The sequence below is a fragment of the Actinomadura latina NBRC 106108 genome (assembly GCF_001552195.1).
GTDB classification, from domain to species: Bacteria; Actinomycetota; Actinomycetes; order Streptosporangiales; family Streptosporangiaceae; genus Spirillospora; species Spirillospora latina.
This window is the reverse complement of the sequence record NZ_BCQS01000007.1, coordinates 58,904-80,274: the sequence shown is the minus strand read 5'-3', so window position 1 is coordinate 80,274 and position 21,371 is coordinate 58,904. Positions and strand designations below refer to the sequence as shown.

Below are 21,371 nucleotides of genomic sequence, written 5' to 3'. Positions count from 1 at the left end.
AGCTGGAAACGCCCGAGCTGGAAGGGCCGATCGTGGCCGCCTCTGTCCACCTGGTCGCCGGGAAGGCGACCGACTCGGTGACGCACGGGTTCCTGCCCGCCGCCGCGCGCCTGGGCCTCGACGTGACGCTGCTCACCGACCGTCCCGAGCTCTACCGGTGCGGCCCGCACGCGTTCGGCGGGCCGGTGGTCGAGTGCGACGTCTCCGACTTCCGGGACATCGTCGCCCACGCCGCCCACGTCACCGGTGGCGCCGGCGCTGAGCCCGCCGCCATCTTCTCCAACAGCGACTTCCTGCAGGCGCCCGCCGCGCTGGCGGCCGCGTATTTCGGGCTGCCGGGCAAGGACTGGCGTGCGGCGACGCGTGCGAAGAACAAGGCGCTCATGCGCCGGCACCTCGCGGCCATCGACCCCGTCTTCTCGGCGGACGCGCGCCGGGTACCGGCGGACGCGCCGTATCCGCTCGTCCTGAAGCCGCGTGAGGGCGTGGCCAGCGAGGACGTGTTCCTCGTCCAAGACGCCGTGGAGCTGGCCACCCGGGTCGGCGAGATCGCCGCCCGACGGGACGATCCGCTGGTGGCCGAGGAGTACCTGCCGGGGCGCCTTCACACGCTGGAGACTCTCGGCGATGGGCGCGAGCTGCGCGTGCTGGGTTCGTTCCGTACGTCCCTGTCACCGCCGCCGTTCTTCGTGGAGGAGCGCCTTGAGTGGACCGACCCGCCCCCAGAGACCCCGCAGGTTCTGCGCCAGCTGGAGGAGCTGGGGATCGGGTTCGGTGCGTGCCACACCGAGTTCGTCGTCCACGAGGGCCGCGCCCGCATCATCGAGGTCAACTACCGGTTGATCGGCGACCACTGTGACTTCCTCTTGGCCGACCTACTGGGCATCCCGCTGTTCGAGCAGATTCTGCGACTCCATCTTGGGGAACCGCTGCCGGGGCGGCGGGTGCCACGTCCGCGGCACGCCATCGCAGAGCCGGTCATCGCCGACCGCTCCGGCACGCTGACCTCGGCGCCCGGCCCACTGCGGCTGGACGACGGCCCGGTGCAGCTCTACTACCGCCCACAGCGCGCAGTAGGAGACCCGGTCGCGGTGACTCGCACGAACCGCGACTACTTGGGCACGGTGCGCGCTATAGGCCCCGGCCCGGACGAGGTCAACGCCGCCCTGGCGCGCTTCCGTGCGGCCCACGACTGGACCATCACGTGACCGCCGATACCGAGGCGCCGCTGGCCGCCCGTGTCCTGGACGCGTTGCTGCGCGAGGACTACGGAGGCATACGTCGCTTCGTCCGCGGCAGGACGTTGGAACTGCCGGGCCGTTCCGTGCGCTTATTGCAAGCACGCCCGGTGTTCCTCGCCGAACTCGTCGTGGACCCTGGGCAGGACCTCAAGCTGAGTGACGTGTTCCAAGCCGTCCGCACGGTGGCCGATCCGCGCGACGACACGGCGGCCTTCGAGCGGGAATGCCTGGACGCGCTCGCCACCGCCAAGCTCCACGACGACGCCCGCCCGGCCGTGCACCGGCGGCTGGCGCGCATCCCGGACGAACAGCGAACCGGCCCCGGGACGTTCTACGAGACGCTGGCGGCCTACAACGACCATCCGGTGCACCCGGCCGGGCGGTGTCGCGCCGGCCTCTCCATGGCCGATCTGAGCCGCTACGCGCCCGAGTTCGCGCCGTCGTTCCCGCTGCGGTGGGCCTCGGTCCCGGACCCGGTGCTCGCCGGCGCGCTGCCGGAGTGGTGGCCGGTGCCGTCCGACGTGGGACTGGATTCGGGTTCGGCGCTCTTCCCCGTCCATCCGTTAGCGGTACGGCAAGTGCGCGAGCAACCCGGCGTGGCCCTGGCCCCGGAATCCTTCCTGCGAGTCGGCCCGACGCTGTCGATGCGCACCGTGGCCGTCCTGACCGGCGACGTGCCGCTGGCGCACGTGAAGATGCCGCTGCCGACCAGCACGCTCGGCCTCCGCAACCGGCGCACCATCATGCCCGGCACCCTCCCGGACGGCGCCCTGGTCGAACGCATCCTGCGCCAGGTGCTTCAGCGGGAGCCGGGGCTTCCCGTGCTTCTCGCCGATGAGCAGACCTACGGCCACGCCAACGACCCGCTCCTGGCCTACCTGGTACGGCGCTTCCCGCCGGAGACGGCGCGCGCGCACGTCGTCCCGGTGGCGGCCTTACTCGCGGACGCTCCAGATGGCGGCCATGTCATCGACCGCTGGGACGTAGAAGAACTGTTCGGCACCTACCTGTCGGCACTCCTCTCCTGGAACGTCACGCTGTTCCGCTACGGCATCGCGCTAGAGGCACATCAGCAGAACGTCGCCCTCGTCCTCGACGACGTGTCTCCGCCCCGTCTCCTCATCAAGGACAACGACGGCGCTCTGATCGACCCCGACCGGTTCAGGGAGCGTGTCGCACCGTCCCCGGGCACCGACCCGCGCGACCTCATCGACCGCCGGATGGCGACCGCCGACCCCGACGCGCTCGCCCGCGTGTTCGTCACCATCACGCTGCACCTGTGCGCCGCCGCGCTCGCCGTCGGCCTGGCGGAACGCGGCCTGCTGCCGTGGCGCACGGCCCGCACGATGATCCGCGAGCGGCTCGACGCCGCGCTCGGCCCGGACGACGCGTTCCTGCGCTCGCGCACCCTCGACGCCGACACGCTGCCGGGCAAGGCCATGGTCACCGCCGGGACCCTCGTCGGCAAGGCCAGGACCGGCGCCGCCGACATCAACAAGCACTACGGCCCGCCAGGGCCCAACTACCTACGGGACGCGACGTGCTGCTGACAGGACTGCCCGGATCGGCCGTGACGGCCGGCGACGCCACCGCGACCGCGCTGCTCAACTGCCTCATCCGGGAGGTCTGCGCGCCCGAGCAGCAGGTATGGCCGGACGGCGACCGCCTCGTCGCCCGCCTCCCCCGCGCCGGCGTCGTGTTGCGCACGGGCCTGTCCCGGCCCCCGGTCGGCGCCACCTACCGCCTGACGCCGCCCTACGAGGAGCGCCGCGAGGACGACTGGATCCCGGCTTCCTGGGACAGGCTGGCGAACCTGGTCGCGGGCGAACTGGAACTGTCGACCGGCCGTCCCAATCCCGAGTTCCTCACACAGGTGGACGACAGCCACACGGCTCTGGCCGCCATCCTCGCCGCCAGAGGCGAACCCTCCGACGACAGGTACATCGCCTCAGAACAGGCTCTCGTCGCAGGGCACCGCTTCCACCCGTCCCCGAAGTCTCGCCAGGGGGCACCCAGCGACTGGCTCCAGTACGCACCTGAGACGAGAGCTCGTTTCCGCCCGCACTGGCTGGCCGTCCCGGAAGACCTCATCGCCGAAGAGGGAGACCCGGACGCGTTCACAGCCCTGTCGTCCTACGGGCCCGCCGCCCCGTCCGGCCGGAAGCTGCTCCCCGTCCACCCATGGCAGTTCTCCCTGCTCGCGGACAACCGCGTCCTGCGGCAGGCCCTGGTCGACGGCCTCCTAGTCGACCTCGGCCCGTCCGACATCGAGGCGATACCGACGTCGTCCGTCCGGACGGCCTACCTGCCTGACGCGGACGGGTTCTGCAAGTTCAGCCTGGACGTGCGCATCACCAACTGCGTGCGCAAGAACGCCTGGTACGAACTGACGGGCGCGGTAGTCCTCAACGAACTCCTGCCGCCCCTCTTCGAGAAGCTGAACGCGACGTTCCTCTCAGAGCCCGCCTACCGCAGCGTCACACTCGCCGACCGGCGCCTGTACGAGGGTCTAGGCGTGATCCTGCGCCAGGGAGTCAGGGGCCTTCCCGGTACGCCACTCCTGGCAGGCGCCCTCACCGACCCCTACGGCACGTTCCTCGCGGACCTGCCCGCCCTGGCGGCACCGGAGAGCGCCCAGGCATGGTGGGACGCCTACGTGGAGAAAGTGGCGCCGCCCGTACTCCGCGCCTACCTGGACCACGGCGTCGTCCTAGAGCCGCATCTCCAGAACGTGCTCGTCTGCGTTGATCCGGCGGGCATGCCCATCCACGCCGCGTTCCGCGACCTGGAAGGCACCAAACTGACCGCCGGCCACTGGGACCTGACGCACCTCCCGCCGCACGTGGTGGACAGCCTCACGTACGCACCCGACCAAGGCTGGAACCGCGTCGTCTACTGCCTCCTGGTCAACCACCTCACCGAAATAGCCGCCGCCGTAGCCGACCTGCACCCGCACCTTGAACGGACGCTTTGGCAGGACGCGAGAAAGCACTTCGCCGCTCACGACCATCACCCTCAGATCAGGGCGCTCTTGGCCGGAGTCCCCTTGCCCGCCAAGGCGAACCTGCGCACCCGCTGGTCCCGCACGGCCGACCGAGGAGCCGCCTACGTCCCGGCCCCCAACCCGCTCGCCGCGCCCCGGCCGCTATGAACGAACTCGCCCTGAGCCTCGGCACGTACCCGGCCTACATCTACGACCTGCGGGGCCTGGAAGACCACATCAGGGCCATCCGCGCGGCCCTCGGCTCCACGGAACTGTTCTACGCCGCCAAGGCGAATCCGGACGCCGAAATACTCCGCACCCTGGCGCCCCACGTGGACGGCATAGAGGTCTCGTCGGGCGGCGAACTGACCCACGTCCGAGAAACCCTGCCCGGCAAACCCCTGGCTTTCGGCGGCCCCGGCAAGACCCGTGAAGAACTGCGCCTATCGCTCAGCGCGCACCGGATCCACGTGGAGAGCCCAAACGAACTGAGGAAGCTGGCCGCCTTGGGCCCGGCCGACATCCTCCTCCGGGCGAACCTCCCACTGACCACCCCCAATGCCGCCCTGACCATGAGCGGCCCCTTCGGCATGGACGAGGACGCGCTGAACGAATGCGCCCGATTCCTGACCGGCAACCGGCACCTCACCCTTCGCGGCATCCACGCCCACCTGGCCTCCGGCCTGGACGCCCCCACCATGCTCGACCTGGCCAACCGGATAGCCGATTGGGCGCTCCCCTGGCTGGAAACCCGAGGCGTCGAAAGCCCCGAACTGAACGTGGGCGGCGGTATGGCCGTCGACTACGCGTCCCCGGAAACCCTCTTCGACTGGCAGGTCTACGGCTCGGGCCTAACGTCCGTCCCGGCCAGAGTCCGCATAGAACCCGGCCGCGCCTTGACCGCCTACCACGGCTGGTATGTCACCGACGTCCTCGACGTGAAAACGACGCGAGGCGAAACCTACGTCGTCCTCCGCGGCGGAACCCACCACCTCAGAACCCCGGTGACGAAAGGCCACGACCAGCCCTTCCAGGTCCTCACCGCCACGGGCCCGGAATCCCCCGCCACCCTCGTCGGCCAGCTATGCACCCCGAAGGACGTCTTCGCCCGCGACGTCCCCGTTCCGCCCTTGGCCCCCGGCGACGTGATCGCCTTCGCCATGGCAGGCGCCTACGCCTGGAACATCTCCCACCACGATTTCCTCATGCACCCCAAGCCGGCCTTCCACTACCTACGCTGACCCGGGCTCTTCCGCTCGGCGGGCCTCACCGCCGACTCCCGAGTGGATGATGGAAACGATGTGAAGCGCCGCCTCGGCAAGCGTCCTGTCGCCCTGTATCGATGCCCGTTCACCCGCGTCCTGCGGTGTGATGCCGCGGGTGCACAGCCGCCACGCCGTGTCCGCATCGAGTTCGACCACGGAGACGGGCCGAGGAACGATCTCCCGTCGCAGATTCCAGCGCCCGGCCGCACGGGCACAGGCCCAGCCGCCGAATCCCTGGATCACGACCTGAAGAACGGCGCCCTCGTCCGCCCGCACGTCCCGCATCGTGTGCGGCAGCGCCCGCATGAACGTGTCCAGGACGGGGCCGAGATAGCGCGGGGCCGTCAGCCCGTCGCGGCCGGTGGCGTCACAGATCTGCTGCTGGTGCGTCCAGTACTCGCTGAAGTCGCGTGCGGCGTCCAGCCACACGGGATGCGCTTCTGGACCGGCCCAGCTGACAGAACCGCCCAGCGCTTCCATGTCGACGTCCTGCCAGAACGCCACGACCTGCTCACCGACGTCCACCAGCAGCGCGACGAGCATCGCCGGACTGATGCGCCGGGCCGCGGTGACCCACTCGGCATTGATGCGGTCAAGGAAAACGGGGAACGGCTCGCCCGTCCGAGGCCCCACCCCGGGGAACTCGTCGCGGTGTCTGGAAAGCCGTCCCACGTGGTCGCCCAGTACATGAGCGGCCACGTCCTTGACGTCCCATCCCGGGCAGACGGTGGGTCGCGCCCACTCATCGGCGTCCAGCCCGCGCAGCAGGCCGATGAAGGCGGCCTGCTGCTCGGCGAACAATGGCCGGACGTCGATCGGCGGGCCCAGGCCCGGCATCCCTTCGTCGCTGCTGATCACCGAACCGACGATACGACCGATGAGTCAGCGCGGTCACCGAGGTCCACACAGGGAACACCGTCACGACTGCAGCGGCAAGGAGAATCATGCGCGAACTGAGAGTCGACGTGTTCAGCACCGTTGACGGGTACGGCGGCGGCGGCCCGCGTCCGGTCGCGTACTGGGGCTACGACGGGCCGGGGTTGTCCGGCTGGATCAACGCGCAACTCGCCGAAGACCACGTCATGCTCATGGGCGCGACGACGTACCGGCAGATGTCGGAGGTCGTCGCGAGCGGCGACGCCCCGTCCTTCCCTCGGATGGCCGAACTTCCCAAGATCGTCTTCTCCGGGACGCTCAAGCCGCCGCTGACTTGGGCCAACACCACGATCATCGACGAACCGATCGAGAAGTCCGTCCCCGAACTGAAGGCCCTGGCGGACGGCCTCCCCATGCGCACCATCGGCAGCGCCTCGCTGGTGCGCAGCCTGTTCCAGCACGGCCTCGTGGACCGGGCCCGCGTGATGCTCTTCCCGATGATCCACGGCGTGGAGGGAGAGGGCCCCGTCTTCGCCGACCTCCCCGCCACCGACCTGACCCTGACCGGCACCACCGTCCTGGACGACCGCCTGGTGCTCCTCGACTACCAGGTCGGCGACTGACCGCACCGCCTGAAGCACCCTGCCTGTACCCGGTCGCACTGCCCGCACGCTGGGACGCCGACCGTCCACGCGGCCAAGACGTTCATGGAGGGCTAGTTCGGCGGCTGCGGTGAGGCGTGCCAGCGCCAGCTGGTCGGGCGGGGGCGTCCGGGGAGGTCCGTGCGGCCGGTGACCCACAGGAGGGCCGGCCAGGGGGCGGTGTCGGGCGGTGCGTCGGGGAACAGGCGTCCGAGTACTCGGGAGCACAGGCCGGCGGGCGGGTCCCACGGGAGGCCGAGGCCTTCTGCCAGGTCGTGGGTGTGGACGAGGGTTTCCGCGATGCCCATGGCGGCGAAGCCTTCGGCGTCCGCCACGCCGAAGACGTGGTGGGCGCGGACGTCAGGGGAAGTGGTGCGAACCATGGCGACCAGGAGCCCGCCGCATGCGTCGAGTACTTGCAGGAGCCCGTCCGGCCCGGCCTCGGGGTTCGCGTGGATGACGTTCGCCGGGCCGGACGGGCGGCGGCTTTCCCATACGAACGGCACCGTGTCGTCCACCGGCGGTGTCTTCGGGCCGAGTTGGGCGGCGTAGGCGAAGAGGTCGTCACTGAGGTGTTCGACGGTTTCCCAGCAGGTCCATTCGAGGGATCCGGCCTTGGCGTCCCAGGTGTCCGGCGGTGCCGTCCTGAGGACGGAGATGGCGAGCTGAACGGCCAGCTCCAGGTCGTCGGCGCTCACGGCATCGGCTGAGGTGGGCATGCCTCGACGCTAGTCCAGGCGACGGCTCACCGCCGATCGGGCCGGACGATGTGCCAGCCTCCGGACGGGGTGGTCCACAGGAGGAGGCCTGGCCAGATCTTCTGCCCCACCATGCGCGCGAACGACCGGGCAAGAGCCTCCTCAGCGGCTCGGCCGGCGTCGACCGCTCCCGCCGCGTCCCCGGCGGCAACGCCAGGCTCGTCGGAACGCGGAACCTCCGTGTCCTGGAGTCCGACGCCGCCGGGTGCGCTGCCCTCACCTGATCGATCGAGGAGGGCGCGAACGGCGGCGGGCAGTTCGGTTCCGTGGAGGAGGAGGGTTGCGAGGTCGGCGCGGATCTGAGGCAGGGGCCGGGCGTCGCCGTCCAGCTTCAGTCCGTGGGCGGCGGCGCTGATCTTGTTGTAGATCGCGTGGGCGTCTTCGGGGGCCAGATCGCACAGGGCCAAGTCGGTCGTCCCGGACGGGGTGTCCCACACCTCCAGCCGCCGGTGGCGCACGGCTTCGCGCTTGCGTTGCTCGGCGGCGGCCGGGGCCAGCCGATGCACGATCCGCCTGATCCGGCGGCGGAGCTGGCCGGTGGTCTGGCCGGACGCTTTGTCCAGGGCAGCGGTTTGAAGTCGCTCGGCGACCTCGTCCGGCAGGTTGTCGGCGGCGTCGCAGACGACGCGAGCTTTCGCCATGTCGATCTGCCCGGTTTCGAGGGCCCGCCCGGTGGCGGCCAGGGGACCGGTGAGGCGTTCGGCCAGATGGACCAGGGTGGCGGCGGCGTTGCCCGTGACGGTCAGCGCGGCGGCGATCTCCTCGGTCACCGACTCGTGCGCCGACAGGAAGCGATGGTCAGGGTCGCCATCGGCCTCCGCCTCGCTGCGGCGACGCGAGAGTTCGGCAATGGCGGCCAGTTCCCGGGCCTGCGCCCAGGAGGTCTGGCGACGTGCGGCGGCCGCGACCTGAAGGAGTTCGCCGTCGGTCAGATCGGTCAGCCGCTCTTTTCCGCCGGACAAGCAGATCGCCAGTTGCGGACCAGGCGGAAACCACTCCCGATCTCCCCATTCAAGCTGCCCGCCGGCAATCTCAACAACGTCGGCAACCATCGACACGGTTTTGCACCCCCCATCTCAACCTCTCCACCCAATCATACGGCAGCGTCCCCACAATACTGGCGGACATTCTGGACACCACACATTCATGTCACCAAAAACCTTCCAGTATTAACCACCAAAAGAACGCCCACCCCAAAGCAGTCGCCCGACGACCCGTAGAGGCTGAGGTCAGTGTGCCGATCACAGTTAACCGACCGCCTTCACAGAGACCTCATATGCTGCCGCTGCCGCGCGTAGCGCGGAAGGTAGAGGGCCACACGCCAAGCAGACACCATAAACACATTGCCCCGCCGACTACCGCAACCAACGTGACAGCAACCGGCGGAAACGTAAACGGGCGCGACCGCCTTCGGGAGGCCACCTCAGCCGTCCACCTGGCGGAGCCAAACTTGAACCGGCAAAAGGGAGACCTCAGCCACGCACACGTCCCGAGCATGCGCGCCAGGTCTTCTTTCACAATCTCCCCAGGAAACGAAAGCGTCCGAGACGGAGACCGTAGCCGCCAACCCGCATCACGTACTGCGGCAGCGAGGGGAAGATCTATCGCCACAACCAGAGCGCACTGCTCAGCGCGCGCGAGGCGCGCCCCAGGGAGAGCGAGGAGAGCGAAGAGAGCGGGGTGGTCAGTATCTGGGGAGATGCCGGGTATGGCCTTGTTCGCTGGATCGTGGGCGACGGAGGAGAGACGGTGCTCGAGCGGGTGCGGTGGGCCGTGCGGTTGGGAGTCCGGGCGGGGCGGGGCGTGCGGGATGTGGGGGTCATGCAGCCGATACGTCCGGATCGGGCTGCGCGGTTGCTGTTTCCTTATGTGCGGTTCGGGGCTGTTCCGGCGACGGTCGGGGCTATGTCGGCGCTGCGGTTCCCCGGGCGCACGGCGCTGGTCGACGAGCGCGGGGCGCTCTCGTACGCGGAGCTTGAGCAGCGTTCAGCGGCGCTGGCCACTGCCCTGAGGCAGAGGATTGAGGACGGACGAGTCGGTGTTCTGTGCCGCAACCACCGGGGGTTCGTGGAGGCGGTTCTCGCGGCGTCCCGGCTGGGCAATGACGTCGTCCTGCTCAATACCGATTTCTCGGGGACTCAACTCGGCCAGGTCGCGGAGCGCGAGGGGATCGAGTTGCTCGTCCACGACGAGGAGTTCGGCGCGACAGTGGACGAGTCGGGCTTCCACGGACAACGTGTGGTCGCCTGGGGCGATTCGGGCACGCTCGACTCGCTCATCAGGGCCACCGAGCCGGAACCGATCAAGTCCGCCCGGGCCAGCGACGTGATCGTGATGACGTCCGGCACCACCGGCACGCCGAAGGGCGCGCGGCACGACATGTCGCTTTCGGCGCTGTTGCCGGCCGCGCTCACCCATGCCATGCGCGTGCCCGTCCGGTCCGGGGCGCCGATCGCGATAGCGCCGCCGCTGTTCCACATCCTCGGCTTCGCCTATATGACGGTCGGTCTCGGGATGGGGATGCCGCTCGTCCTGTCCCGGAAGTTCGGTGCGCGGGAGACGCTGCAGGCCATCGCGGACTGCGAGGCGGAGGCACTGGTCGCGGTTCCGATGATGCTGCAGCGCATCCTGGACGTGGACGGCAAACCGGAGACGCCGAGTTTGCGCGTGGTCGTGTCCGGCGGCTCGGCGCTTCCTCCTCACTTGTCGGAGGCGTTCATGGACGCGTTCGGCGACGTCCTCGTCAACGTGTACGGGGCGACGGAGACGGGCTGGGCGACCATCGCCACGCCGGACGACCTGCGGAGCGCGCCCGGCACCGCCGGGAAGCCGTCCCTGCGGATCACCCTCAAGATCCTCGATGAGGACGGGCGCGAGGTGCCGCGGGGCGAGACCGGGGAGATCTACACCGGCGGCGGCCTGCGGTTCGCCGGATACACCGGGGGCGGCGGCAAGCGGATACTGGACGGCCTGACGGGCACCGGCGACCTCGGTCATCTCGACGAGGCGGGACGGTTGTTCATCGACGGACGCGCCGACGACATGATCGTGTCCGGCGGGGAGAACGTGTTCCCCGGCGAGGTCGAGAACCTGCTCGGCGGGCATCCGGACGTCGCGGACGTCTCGGTGTCCGGCGTGGACGACGAGGAGTTCGGCCAGCGGCTCGCGGCCCACGTCGTGCGGGCGCCGGGCTCCGCGGTCGGCGAAGATGATCTGAAGGCCTACGTGAAGGAGCACCTGGCCCGGTACAAGGTGCCGCGTGAGATCCGGTTCGTCCGGGAGTTGCCGCGCACCAGCACGGGCAAGGTCAAGGCGGGGGCGCTGCCCGGTTGAGGGCGGCGCCCGGGGCCAAGGCCGCACGGTCCCGGACGCGCCCGGTCATGATCAGGCGGCGCCCCGGGTCTTGGCGGCCATGCAGATGCGGGCGAGGTCGTTGAGGGCATCGGCGCGGCGTTCGTCCAGGGAGCGGCGGTCGCCCGGGCCGGCCTCGGCGAGGGTGTCGATGACCAGCGAGAACACCGGCCATTCGGCGGGGCCGATGGCGCCCTGGAAGTCGACGCCGTCCTCCAGGTCGTCGAGGTCGAGGTTGCGGGCGAAGGTGGCGAGGGCGGCCTCGGCGGCGACGACTCCGATGCGCATCGCCAGCGCGGCGGGCTCGCGGTCGAGGGACCGCACGGTGTTGGAACCCATGTTCGACAACATAGAACATATGAGCGATCCACGTCGAACGTCTGGTCGAAAACGTTACCCGGCGATCGCCTGCTGGAACAGGTACGAGTGCGTGAAGTGCAGGACGCCGTCGACCATGCTCGGACGCATGCCGGTCGCCGGCCCGCCCGCGAGCTCCTCCTCCAGCTCCCGCCTGATCCGCGCGGCGTCGCCGGACGGCGTCTGGGAGAACTCCAGCCACGGGTCGAGCGGGCGGACGTAGTCGAACTGCTCGGCGCGCTTGACCTCCGCGCCCGCCGCCGTGACGAGGTCCGCGATCTGCGACTCGGTGAGCATGGTGCCGTGCGAGGGGTCGCGGAGGCGTTCGATGCGGTCGGCGTCGCCGTCCAGGCCGCCCGGGCGGATCAGGTCGGCGATGATCAGCGCGGCGCCGGGCCGGCTGACCCGGACCATCTCCTTCACCACGGCCCCGGGGTCGGCGACCTGGTGCAGCGAGAAACGGGTGACGACGAGCGTGAACGACCGGTCGACGTACGGCAGCGCGGTGGCGTCGCCGCGCGTGAAGGTGACGTTCATGAGGCCCGCGTGGTCGGCGTCGCGCTTGCCTTCGGCGAGCATCGCGGGCGTGAGGTCGAGTGCGGTCACGTGCCGGACGCGGTGGGCGATCGCGCGGGACACGAGGCCGGTGCCCGCCGCGACCTCCAGCACGACGTCCTCAAGGTCGAGCTCGGGGTCCATGAAGTGGACGAGCCGGTCCAGGTGGCGGGTGAACGCGACGTTCAGCCTCGGGTCCGCGAATCCAGCCGCCTGCTTCGAGAACTCCTGTACGACTTTCTCGTCGTGGGTCACCGTCACCGTCGCCTCCCTCGCATGGTTGCCCGGATCATCCCCGAATCCGTGCACGGTGAACAGGGGTGAGTGAGACTCATCACGCCGATCCGGGGACGGATCACACCGCGGGGACGGCGTCCAGCAGCGCGGCGAGCCCGGCCGCGTCCAGCAGATCGGCCGGGCGGACGGTGACGTTGGCGCTGACGTAGTGGAACGCCGCGCTGACCTGCGCGACGTCCAGCCCGGTCAGCTCCGCCCACGCCAGCCGGTACGCGGCGAGCTGCACCGAGACGAACCGCGCCTCCTCCCCGGACGGCGGCGAACCCGTCTTCCAGTCGACGACCTCGTATCCGCCGCCCGGCGACCGGAACACGGCGTCCATCCGGCCCCTGATCAGCCGGTCGCCGATGATGGTCTCGAACGGCACCTCGATGTCGAGCGGTTCGCGCGCCGCCCACTCCGACTCCTCGAAACGGGACCGCAGCCGTTCGAGATGGGAGTCGTCGGCGGCGCCCTCGTCGGCGGCGCCGGGCAGCTCGTCGGGGTCGAGGAGGCGCTGCTGCCCCCAGCGGCCCTCCAGCCAGGCGTGGAACGCGGTCCCGCGCCGCGCGTAGGGCGCGGGCGGGCGCGGCATGGGACGGCGGATCTGCCGGGCCAGCGCCGCCGGGTCGCGGGCGAGCGAGACGAGGGACGACACCGACAGGTGCGCGGGCAGTTCGACGAGCAGGCCGTCGCCGGAGCGGCCCCGGTCGCGTTCGGCGAGCAGCAGTTCGACGTCGCGCGCCCACGCGGTCATGCGGGACCGGTCGGCGTCGGACAGCCCGGTGTCGCCGGCCCAGTGCCGCGTCCGCCCGGCCATCTCGTCCTCGACCATGCGGGCGCCCGCGAGGACCGCCTCGTAGCGTTCGCGGGCGGTGATGCCGGAGTGGCCGCGTTCGCCGGGCGCGGCGGGCCACTGCGCCTCGTCGGGGTCGGCGAGCAGCGGGTTCGCGGTGCCCTCCGCCGGCGGGTCGGTCCATACGGGGACGGACCCGGCGCCGGTGCCGCAGACCGCGCGCACCTCCTCCAGGAACGGCGACGGGCCGAGCGGGCGCCCCGACGACCCCCACCAGTAGCCGGTGGTGATGAGCAGGGCGGACGCGCGGGTGACGGCGACGTAGGCGAGCCGCCGCTCCTCCCGCAGGTCGCGTTCGGCGCACGCCTGGTCGAACGCGGCGAGGTCGTCCTTCTCCAGCCCGGTCAGCGCGGGCAGGTCGGCGCGGTCGCCGCGCAGCATGAACGGCAGGACGCGCGGGTTCGCCGTCCAGCGGGTGGCGTTCTGCGGCGGCGACGGGAAGATCGAGCCCTTGGCGGGGCCGCCGTTCTTCTGCGGCGTGTACGACAGGCCCGGCACGACGACCACGGGCCACTCCAGCCCCTTGGACGCGTGGACGGTGAGGAGCTTGACGCTGTCGGTCTCGCCGACGCGTCCGGCCTCCAACCCGAACTCCTCGGTCTCGGCGGCCTTCAGGTAGGCGAGGAACGCGCCGAGCGTCGGGTCTTCGGCGTCGCCGGCGAAGGTGGCGGCGGCGTCGATGAAGGCGTCGAGGTCGGCGCGGGCGGTGACGGGGTCGAGCCCGGACCGCGCGGCGACCTCGATGTCGAGGCCGAGCGCCCGCTCGACCTCGGTCACGAGGTCGGGCAGCGGCAGCCCGGCCTGGCTCCGGAGGCCGCGCAGCTCGTCGCGGAGGCGCCGCAGCCGCCCGTATCCCTCCGGCGAGTACGCGGCCGGCGGGCCGAGGTCGTCGAGGGCGTCGACCAGGCTCCCGGTCTCCTGGTTCAGCTCCCCGACGAGCTGCCGCAGCGGGTCGTCGGCCGGCTCGGCCTCGTCCGCGACGTGTTCGGGCGCGCCCTCGGGCGGGGTGACGTCGCGGGCGGACTCCTGGGCCAGGGTGCGGGCACGGCGGCCGAGCGCGACGAGGTCGCGGGGCCCGAGGCGCCAGCGCGGCCCGGTGAGCACGCGGGCGAGGGACGCGCCGGCGGTCGGGTCGTGCATGACCCGCAGCGTGGCGACGACGTCCTGCACCTCGGGGACGGTGAGGAGACCGCCGAGCCCGACCACCTCGACGGGGATGCCGCGCGCCTCCAGCGCCCGCCTGATCAGCGGGAACTGCGACCGCTTCCGGGCGAGGACGGCGACGTCGGAGTACCGGAGCGGTTCCGCCTGCGGGCCGCCGTCGGGCGCGGTCCCGGGGTCGGCGGCCATGAGGCCCGCGATGCGCGCGGCGATGCGGTCGGCCTCGTCCTCGACCGTGGGGAAGAGGGCGCATTCGACGCGTCCGCGCCCTTCGCGTCCCGCGCCGGGAATGAGGCGCGGCACGGCCTTCGTCTCGGCGCGCAGTTCCTCCTGCACCTTGGCCGCCGCCTCCAGGATCTGCTCCCCGTTGCGGAACGACCGGCTCAGCTGGACGACGGGCGCCGGCACCGGCCGTTCCCCGTCGTCCCCGGGCCGGCGCGGGAAGTCGTGGGCGAACCGCAGCAGGTTCCCGGCGCTCGCGCCGCGCCACCCGTAGATCGACTGGCACGGGTCGCCGACCGCCGTCACCGGATGCCCGCCCGCGAACAGCGACCGCAGCAGGACGAGCTGCGCCTGGCTCGTGTCCTGGTACTCGTCCAGCAGGACGACGGAGAACCGGGACCGTTCGATCATCCCGACTTCGGGATGCTTGTAGGCGATCCGCGCGGCGAGCGCCATCTGGTCGCCGTGGTCGATGACCTCCCGGTCGGCCTTGGCCCGCCCGTACGCGTCGATCAGCGGCATGAGCTGCTCGCGGACGGCGTGCTTGGCGAGGATCTCGCGCTGCGCCTTGAGCGGCTTCTTCACTGCGGCGAGCCGCTCGTCCAGCCAGCTGCCGACCTTGCGGACGTCCTCGGCGGTCCGCAGATGCTCCGCCAGGTCACCGGAGAGTTCCATGACGGCCTTGGTGACGGTGTCGGGCTGCCAGTCGATGCGGTCCATGGGCCCGTTGTAGGCGTCGACGACCCGCGAGCAGATCTGCCAGGCGACGGCCGGTGAGATCAGCCGCATGGTCGGTTCGAGGGCCTCGCGCAAGGCGTGGTCACCGAAGAGCCGCGCCGCGTACGAGTGGTACGTCGACACCATGGGCTCGCCGTCGAACAGGGACTCGCCGCCGAGCCGCTCGAGCTCGTCCCCCGGCAGGACCTCGCGGAGCTTGCCGAGCCGTTTGCGCACGCGCACGCCGAGCTCGGCGGCGGCCTTGCGGGTGAACGTCAGCCCGAGGACGCGCTCCGGCCGGACGAAGCCGTTCGCGACCAGCCACACCACCCGTGCGGCCATCGTCTCGCTCTTCCCGGACCCGGCGCCCGCGATCACCGCCATCGGCGCCATCGGCGCCTCGATCACCCGGGCCTGCTCCTCCGTGGGCTCCGGGATCTCCAGCAGCCGGGCCAGCTCTCCCGGCGTGATCACCTCGCTCCCCCCGAGCTAGTCTCAGTCCCCGACTTGGCCGCCTTCATCATGGACGGGGCAGCAGGAGCGTACGGGACAGGTGCGACACTTGTCGTTCGCCCGCGCCTGGAAGACGTCGCTCGCCATGCCGGTCGCGACGACCTCGATGAGCTTCTTGGGCCATTCGGGGTCGGCGTCCTCGGCGGGCGGCGGCTGCTCCTGCTCGCGCGCCTTCGCGGTGAACGCGGCCTTGCCGACCTGGACGAGCTTGGCGCCGCCGGGCTCGATCAGCCCGTGCCGCTCGAACGCGCCGAGCATCACCGCGTACTGGTAGACGCCGAGCTGCGGGTGCCGCGCCAGGTCGTCCTTGGGGACGGCGGTGGAGGACGTCTTGATGTCGATGATGACGGCGCGGCCCTGCTCGTCGCGTTCGGCGCGGTCGATGCGGCCCTTGATGACGACGCGGCCGAGGTCGACCTTGAAGGACTCCTCCAGCGCGACGACCTCGTTGGGGTTGTCGCGGTGCCAGGCGAGGAACTTGTCGACCATCGCGGTGGCCTGCTCGCGCTGCTTGTCGGAGTACCAGGAGCTGCGGAACTCCAGGTCGTTCCAGATCTCGTCGAGCCGCTCGGCGACGTGGACCTCGTCGATCCCGTCGTCGGCGCCGGCCATCTCGGCGACCGCGTGGATGACCTTGCCCATGGTGCTGTACTCGTTGGGCCCGCCCTCCTGCGCGCCGACCGCGGAGGCGAGCAGCCAGCGCAGCCCGCAGGTGGTGAACGCCTCGACCTGGGACGGGGAGACGGTGATCTGCTCGTCGTCGGCGAACGCGGGCCCGGAGTCGGACAGCGCGGTGATGGCGTACCAGTTCTCCGGTCTGGCGCCGCGCACGCCCGCGCGCGCGAGGCGGGCCAGGTGGCCGGCGGCGGCGCGCCGCAGCGGTTCCGGACGGGACGGGTCCGCGACCACCGAACGCAGGTCGGCGACCAGCGCGGACAGCGACAGCCACCGTGTCTTCTCGTCCAGTTGCGATTGCTCGATGGCGCCTGGAAGCAGTTCGTTGAGGAACCGCGACGGCCGTTCCTCGGTGTCGTCGCCGCCGACGGCCGTCACGACGAGGCGCTTGCGCGCGCGCGTCACCGCGACGTAGAAGAGCCGTCGTTCCTCGTCGAGCATCTTGGCGGCCATGGAGGCGCCGGCCGCGGCCTCGCCCTCCGGCTCGGCCCCGGCGGCGTGCTCGATGAGTTCCTCGATGCCCAGCAGCGACCCGCGGAGGCGGACATCGGGCCAGACGCCCTCTTGGACACCGGCCACCACGACCACGTCCCACTCCAGGCCCTTGGAGCGGTGCGCGGTGAGGATGCGGACCGCCTCGCCCTCCGGTGCCTGCTCGGCCAGCGTGTCACCGGCGATCTCCTGGGACGCGATGTTGTCGACGAACAGCTCCGGCCCCGCCTGGGGAAGCCGGTCGACGAACCGTGCCGCGTGGTCGAACAGCGCCACGACGGCGTCCAGGTCACGGTCGGCCGCCGCGCCGCGCGTCCCGCCCTTGACGCTCTGCCGCAGCAGGACGTCGGCCTGCCCGCTCTCCTGCCAGACGGCCCACAGCACGTCCTCCGCCGTCCCGCCGTCGTGGACGGACCGCCGCGCCACGTCGATGAGATGCGCGACCCGTTCAGCGGGCGCCCGCACCTTCTCATGGACGAGAATCAGCTCGCGGGAGTCGTTGACCGCCGCGATCAGAAGCTCCCCGAGCGGGCGGTCCCCGCCCGACAATTCCTCCAGGTCGCGCAGGGCCCGCTTGAGTCGCCGCATGGCCAGCGCATCGGCGCCACCGAGCGGGCCCGTCAGAAGGTCTTCGGCGACGACCTCGTCCAGGAAGCCCTTCTTCAGTGCGGCCCGCAGCAGAACCAGCAGCGGCCGGACGGCGGGCTCCGCGATCAACGGAACCTCGTCACCCGCGACGACCACCGGTACACCGGCCTGAGCGAGCGCACGCCGAAGCACCGGAACCTGCCGCACGGCACTCCGCACCAGGACGGCCATACGCGACCACGGCACACCGTCCAGCAGATGGGCGCGACGCAACTCGTCGGCCACCAAGGCCGACTCCTGGCTCTCGGAGTCGGCGATGACGGCGCGCACTTCGCCGTCGTCCAGTTCCTCGACGGGACGCAGCGCCCGGTGCTCGGCGGCCCCGGCCGACCCGGCGGGGAGCCGGCGCGCGATACGACGCGACGCCGCCAGGATCTCCGGCCCCATCCGGCGGCACGTCCGCAGCGCCACCACGGGCGCGGGCTCGCCGTCCATCGTGGGGAAACGGCTGGGGAACTCCTGGATGCCCCTGACGTCGGCGCCGCGGAACCCGTAGATCGACTGGTCCGGGTCGCCCACGACGACGAGGTCGCGTCCCTCCCCGGCGAGGTGGTGCAGCAGGGCCTCCTGCGCGGGGTCGGTGTCCTGGTACTCGTCCACGAACACCACGTCGTAGGCGTCCCGCTCCCTGATGCGCACTTCCTCCTCGGCGAGCATGCCCGCGGCCATGTAGATCAGCTCGCCGTAGTCGTACGTGGGCACAGGGTCGAGCAGGAACCGGTCGACGTACCGGTCCATGAACCCGCCGATGGCGGACCAGTCGTCGCGCCCCCGCATGCGCCCCAGCGCGACGAGGTCTTCCGCCGCGTACTGGCGCTCAACGGCCCGCAGGGTGAAGTCGCGCAGTTCTTCGGCGAACCCGCGCGTCGCCAACGCGGCCCTCAAGCGCTCCGGCCAGGCGCGCGCACCGTCCGCCAGCTCGCCTTCCAGCAGCCGGCGCACTTCCAGGAGCTGCTCCGGCCCGGACAGCAGCCGGGGAGCCGGCTCTTCGTTCAGCACGGCATCGCGCCTGAGCAGCGCGTACGCGTAACTGTGGAACGTGAGGGCGAGCGGTGTGCGCGTCGTCCGGTGCAGGCGCCCGGTGATCCGCTCCCGCAGCTCCCCCGCCGCCTTCCGGCTGAACGTCAGGACGAGCACGCGCTCCGGGTCGGCGCCCCGGTTCTCGATGCGGTCGACGACCGCCTCGACGATCGTCGTGGTCTTCCCGGTGCCCGGACCCGCGAGCACGAGCAGCGGCCCGCCGGCGTGCTCGACCACCCGCCGCTGCTGCTCGTCGAGCACAGGCGGGACGGCCCGCGCGGGACCGGCGCGGCGCACGAGACGGTAGGAACCAGAGGGCACAACAGTTCATTGGAACAGATCACCGGGACGGTTCTGACCACAACGCACGCATGTCGCCCGGGAGAAAACCCACACCCGGCGCTCAGGCCGCGGCGACCTTCTCCTCGGGTGCCGGCGGCCGTGCTCGCCGGGGCCTTCCGCCTCCATACGTCACGAAGGGCCCGGCCACCGCGCGCGGGCCATGTCGACGCGGAGGCCGTCCGGGCGGAGCGGGGTCCCCTCGGCGCGGTAGTGCTCGTGGGCGCGGCCCTCGTGGCATCGCGGCGGGCTCCCGTCGGCCCGGATCACCCGCCACCAGGGGACGGCGCCCCCGTACAGCGACATGACGCGTCCGACCTGCCGCGGGCCGCCGCGTCCGACAAGTTCGGCGACGTCGCCGTAGGACAGGACGCGGCCCGGCGGGATGCGCTCCACCGCGTCCAGCACCGCCTCGGAGTACTCGTCAGGTTCGGACTGCATCCGACGATTCTCCCGGATCGTGCGGGGCGCCGCGCAAGCACACGGCCGCGCCCGCCAGGCCGAACAGGGCCAGCGCGCAGACCAGGACGCAGGTGAAGACGAGCCCGCCCGAGCGGTGCACCACCCGCACCGGGCGGACGGGATCGTCCGCGAAGCGGCGGTCGCCGGGCAGGCCCGCGCCGCTCATCCGCGCCCCGGCGAGGCCGTCGGACGCGGCCAGCGCAGCGGCGGCGTCGACCCGCCCGAACCCGACCGCGCGGTCGTAGCCGCGCTCCGGCCGGTTCTGCGTGCTCGCCACGATCGCCTGCGTGACCAGGGCGGGCGCGAGGCCGGGGTGCCGGGACCTGACGAGCGCGGCGATGCCGGAGACGAACGCGGTCGCGGGGCTCGTGCCGTCCCCGACCCAGTAGCCGCCGTCCGGCCCGGCACCGATGATCTGCACGCCGGGCGCGGACACGACGACGCCGGAGTTGCGGTTGGAGAACCCGGCGTGCCGGCCCGCCGCGTCCACGGCGGCGACGGAGATCACGCCGGGGAACGACGCCGGGTAGGAGTACCGGGTGTGCCCGCCGCGCTTCGCCGTCCGCTCCGCTCCCCCGTTGCCGGCCGCCGCGACCACGACCACATTGCGGCGGACCGCGTACGCGACGGCCTCCCGCTCGCGCGGTGTCGGGTACGAGCGGCCCAGCGACAGGTTGATCACGTCGGCGCCGTGGTCGACCGCGTACCGGATGCCCTCGGCGATCGTCCCGGCGAAGCGCTCGGCGCCGGTGAACTCGGTGAAGCCCGGCTCGTCCCGCTCCAGGATCACCCGCAGGGACAGCAGCCGCGCCTCGGGCGCGACGCCGATCATCCCCAGCGCGCCACCGGGGCCGTGCCCGTGCCCGGCGATGATGGACGCCATGTTGGTGCCGTGCAGCCGCTTCGGCCGGGCGCCCGCCGGGCCGGCGCCCTGCGCGAGGTCGGGCCCCACGGTGACCGACCCCGCGAGGTCGGCCTGGTCTGCGTCCACTCCCGAGTCGAGGACGGCGACGGTCGCACCGGCGCCCTTCGACATCGTCCACGCGCGCGGGACGTTCAGCGACTCGAGGACGGGCATCACCGCGTCCCGCACCTGATCGGCGTGCGCGGGAGGCACGGGCATGAGGGTGAGCGCCGTCAGGGCGGCCAGGGCGGCCGACGCGGCGGCGAGCCGCCTCAGCACCGCCACTCCCGCTCCCCGCAGCGGACCGTCGCGGGCGTCGCCAGCGGCCGGAGCACCCCCCGCACCAGCTGCGGCGCGAGCTCGGCCAGGTCGGCCTGCGCGCCGCGCAGCGCGGGCCGCCCGTCGGCGTAGCCGGCCGTTGCCGCGACCACGTACGGGCCGCGCTGCGCGGCGGCGGACGTCTGCCGGGCCGCGTCGCCGAACCGGGCGGCCACCGAGTCCGCGAACGGCAGCGCCCGCAGGCCGGGGCGCGGCTCGCCGTCCGGGAACCAGGCGACCGCCTCGCGCGCCGACCGCTCGTCCGGGAACACCACCACGCCGACCGTCACCGCGAGGCCCTGCGCCTGGTCGAGGTAGGTGGCGCGGAGCACGGCCCGGCAGCCGCGGGACGTCAGGGAGCGGACGAGCGCGTCGTCGGCGGCCGTCTCGCAGCGGGTGTCGGTGCCGATCCCGACCCGGCGGGCCGTCTCCGGGGCCGACTGGCCGAGCGTGTACGGGATCTCGGCGGGGAAGATCCGCCCGGCCGGCCAGGTGCGGTAGCGGCCGGCCGGCTCCGCCGCCGCGGCGGCGGCCCGCTCGGCGGGCGTCGGGCCGCGGGTCAGCTCCGCCGACAGGCGCACCGCGGCGACGGCGAACACCGTCGCGCACGCTGACGCGGCCACCAGCGCCGCCGTCCGGCGCGACACCCGCCAGCCGCCGGACGGGTCGCCGGATCCCGGTTCCGGCTCGGTGCCCGGGGCGGTAATCACGGCGCGCGACACCCAGCGGAGCGTAGCCGAA

Annotated in this window: 16 protein-coding genes; 6 read left to right on the top strand and 10 right to left on the bottom strand. The window is 71.9% G+C overall.

The window, feature by feature from the left end; translation table 11 throughout:
* Positions 1-32 precede the first annotated feature (32 nt).
* The 4 genes from AL2_RS12450 to AL2_RS12435 are packed head-to-tail and all read left to right on the top strand — an operon-like array spanning position 33 to position 5,465.
* Positions 33-1,208 (top strand): ATP-grasp domain-containing protein, encoded by a 1,176-nt coding sequence (locus AL2_RS12450; RefSeq protein WP_067633274.1) that lies wholly within the window; start codon positions 33-35, stop codon positions 1,206-1,208.
* A complete protein-coding gene (locus tag AL2_RS12445; RefSeq protein ID WP_067633272.1) occupies positions 1,205-2,791 on the top strand; it encodes an IucA/IucC family protein in 1,587 nt (528 codons plus the stop codon). Before AL2_RS12450 ends, AL2_RS12445 begins: the two co-directional genes overlap by 4 nt.
* The gene (locus AL2_RS12440) at positions 2,782-4,392 is read left to right on the top strand and encodes an IucA/IucC family protein (protein WP_067633270.1); all 1,611 of its coding nucleotides are present in this window, start codon (positions 2,782-2,784) and stop codon (positions 4,390-4,392) included. Before AL2_RS12445 ends, AL2_RS12440 begins: the two co-directional genes overlap by 10 nt.
* Positions 4,389-5,465: an alanine racemase gene (locus AL2_RS12435; protein ID WP_067633268.1), complete on the top strand. Its 1,077-nt coding sequence runs from the start codon at positions 4,389-4,391 to the stop codon at positions 5,463-5,465. The genes AL2_RS12440 and AL2_RS12435 overlap by 4 nt, the downstream gene beginning before the upstream one ends.
* Here the strand turns inward: AL2_RS12435 and AL2_RS12430 are convergent.
* Positions 5,457-6,347: a maleylpyruvate isomerase family mycothiol-dependent enzyme gene (locus AL2_RS12430; RefSeq protein ID WP_245666585.1), complete on the bottom strand. Its 891-nt coding sequence runs from the start codon at positions 6,345-6,347 to the stop codon at positions 5,457-5,459. The genes AL2_RS12435 and AL2_RS12430 overlap by 9 nt on opposite strands.
* An 86-nt stretch (positions 6,348-6,433) precedes the next feature.
* Between AL2_RS12430 and AL2_RS12425 the strand changes: the two genes are divergently transcribed.
* Positions 6,434-6,988 carry a dihydrofolate reductase family protein gene (locus AL2_RS12425; protein WP_067633264.1) on the top strand — a complete coding sequence of 185 codons (555 nt, stop codon included), beginning with the start codon at positions 6,434-6,436 and terminating at the stop codon, positions 6,986-6,988.
* A gap of 92 nt (positions 6,989-7,080) precedes the next feature.
* Here the strand turns inward: AL2_RS12425 and AL2_RS12420 are convergent, their stop codons facing one another.
* Both AL2_RS12420 and AL2_RS12415 read right to left on the bottom strand, forming a co-directional pair.
* Positions 7,081-7,725 carry a maleylpyruvate isomerase N-terminal domain-containing protein gene (locus tag AL2_RS12420; protein WP_067633262.1) on the bottom strand — a complete coding sequence of 215 codons (645 nt, stop codon included), beginning with the start codon at positions 7,723-7,725 and terminating at the stop codon, positions 7,081-7,083.
* A gap of 26 nt (positions 7,726-7,751) precedes the next feature.
* Positions 7,752-8,816, bottom strand: a complete 1,065-nt coding sequence (locus tag AL2_RS12415; protein WP_083946448.1) for a DUF222 domain-containing protein — start codon at positions 8,814-8,816, stop codon at positions 7,752-7,754.
* Between the two features lie 853 nt (positions 8,817-9,669).
* Here AL2_RS12415 and AL2_RS12410 point away from each other — a divergent pair.
* Complete coding sequence (locus tag AL2_RS12410) at positions 9,670-11,097, top strand: AMP-binding protein (protein WP_245666583.1); 1,428 nt, start codon at positions 9,670-9,672, stop codon at positions 11,095-11,097.
* Between the two features lie 51 nt (positions 11,098-11,148).
* Here the strand turns inward: AL2_RS12410 and AL2_RS12405 are convergent, their stop codons facing one another.
* The 7 genes from AL2_RS12405 to AL2_RS12375 all read right to left on the bottom strand — a co-directional run bounded on the left by AL2_RS12405 (position 11,149) and on the right by AL2_RS12375 (position 21,352).
* Positions 11,149-11,454 carry a hypothetical protein gene (locus AL2_RS12405; RefSeq protein WP_067633258.1) on the bottom strand — a complete coding sequence of 102 codons (306 nt, stop codon included), beginning with the start codon at positions 11,452-11,454 and terminating at the stop codon, positions 11,149-11,151.
* Between the two features lie 54 nt (positions 11,455-11,508).
* Complete coding sequence (locus AL2_RS12400; RefSeq protein ID WP_067633256.1) at positions 11,509-12,288, bottom strand: class I SAM-dependent methyltransferase; 780 nt, start codon at positions 12,286-12,288, stop codon at positions 11,509-11,511.
* Between the two features lie 94 nt (positions 12,289-12,382).
* The gene (locus AL2_RS12395) at positions 12,383-15,733 is read right to left on the bottom strand and encodes an ATP-dependent helicase (protein ID WP_067633255.1); all 3,351 of its coding nucleotides are present in this window, start codon (positions 15,731-15,733) and stop codon (positions 12,383-12,385) included.
* A gap of 21 nt (positions 15,734-15,754) precedes the next feature.
* Positions 15,755-18,928, bottom strand: coding sequence for an ATP-dependent helicase (locus tag AL2_RS12390; protein WP_067633253.1), 3,174 nt, complete (start codon positions 18,926-18,928; stop codon positions 15,755-15,757).
* 150 nt (positions 18,929-19,078) lie between these two features.
* Entirely contained in the window at positions 19,079-19,387 is a 309-nt protein-coding gene (locus AL2_RS12385) for an MGMT family protein (protein WP_067633251.1), read from the bottom strand.
* Complete coding sequence (locus AL2_RS12380) at positions 19,371-20,597, bottom strand: S8 family serine peptidase (RefSeq protein WP_245666581.1); 1,227 nt, start codon at positions 20,595-20,597, stop codon at positions 19,371-19,373. Before AL2_RS12380 ends, AL2_RS12385 begins: the two co-directional genes overlap by 17 nt.
* Positions 20,585-21,352 (bottom strand): hypothetical protein, encoded by a 768-nt coding sequence (locus AL2_RS12375; RefSeq protein WP_067633733.1) that lies wholly within the window; start codon positions 21,350-21,352, stop codon positions 20,585-20,587. The genes AL2_RS12380 and AL2_RS12375 overlap by 13 nt, the downstream gene beginning before the upstream one ends.
* Positions 21,353-21,371 lie beyond the last annotated feature (19 nt).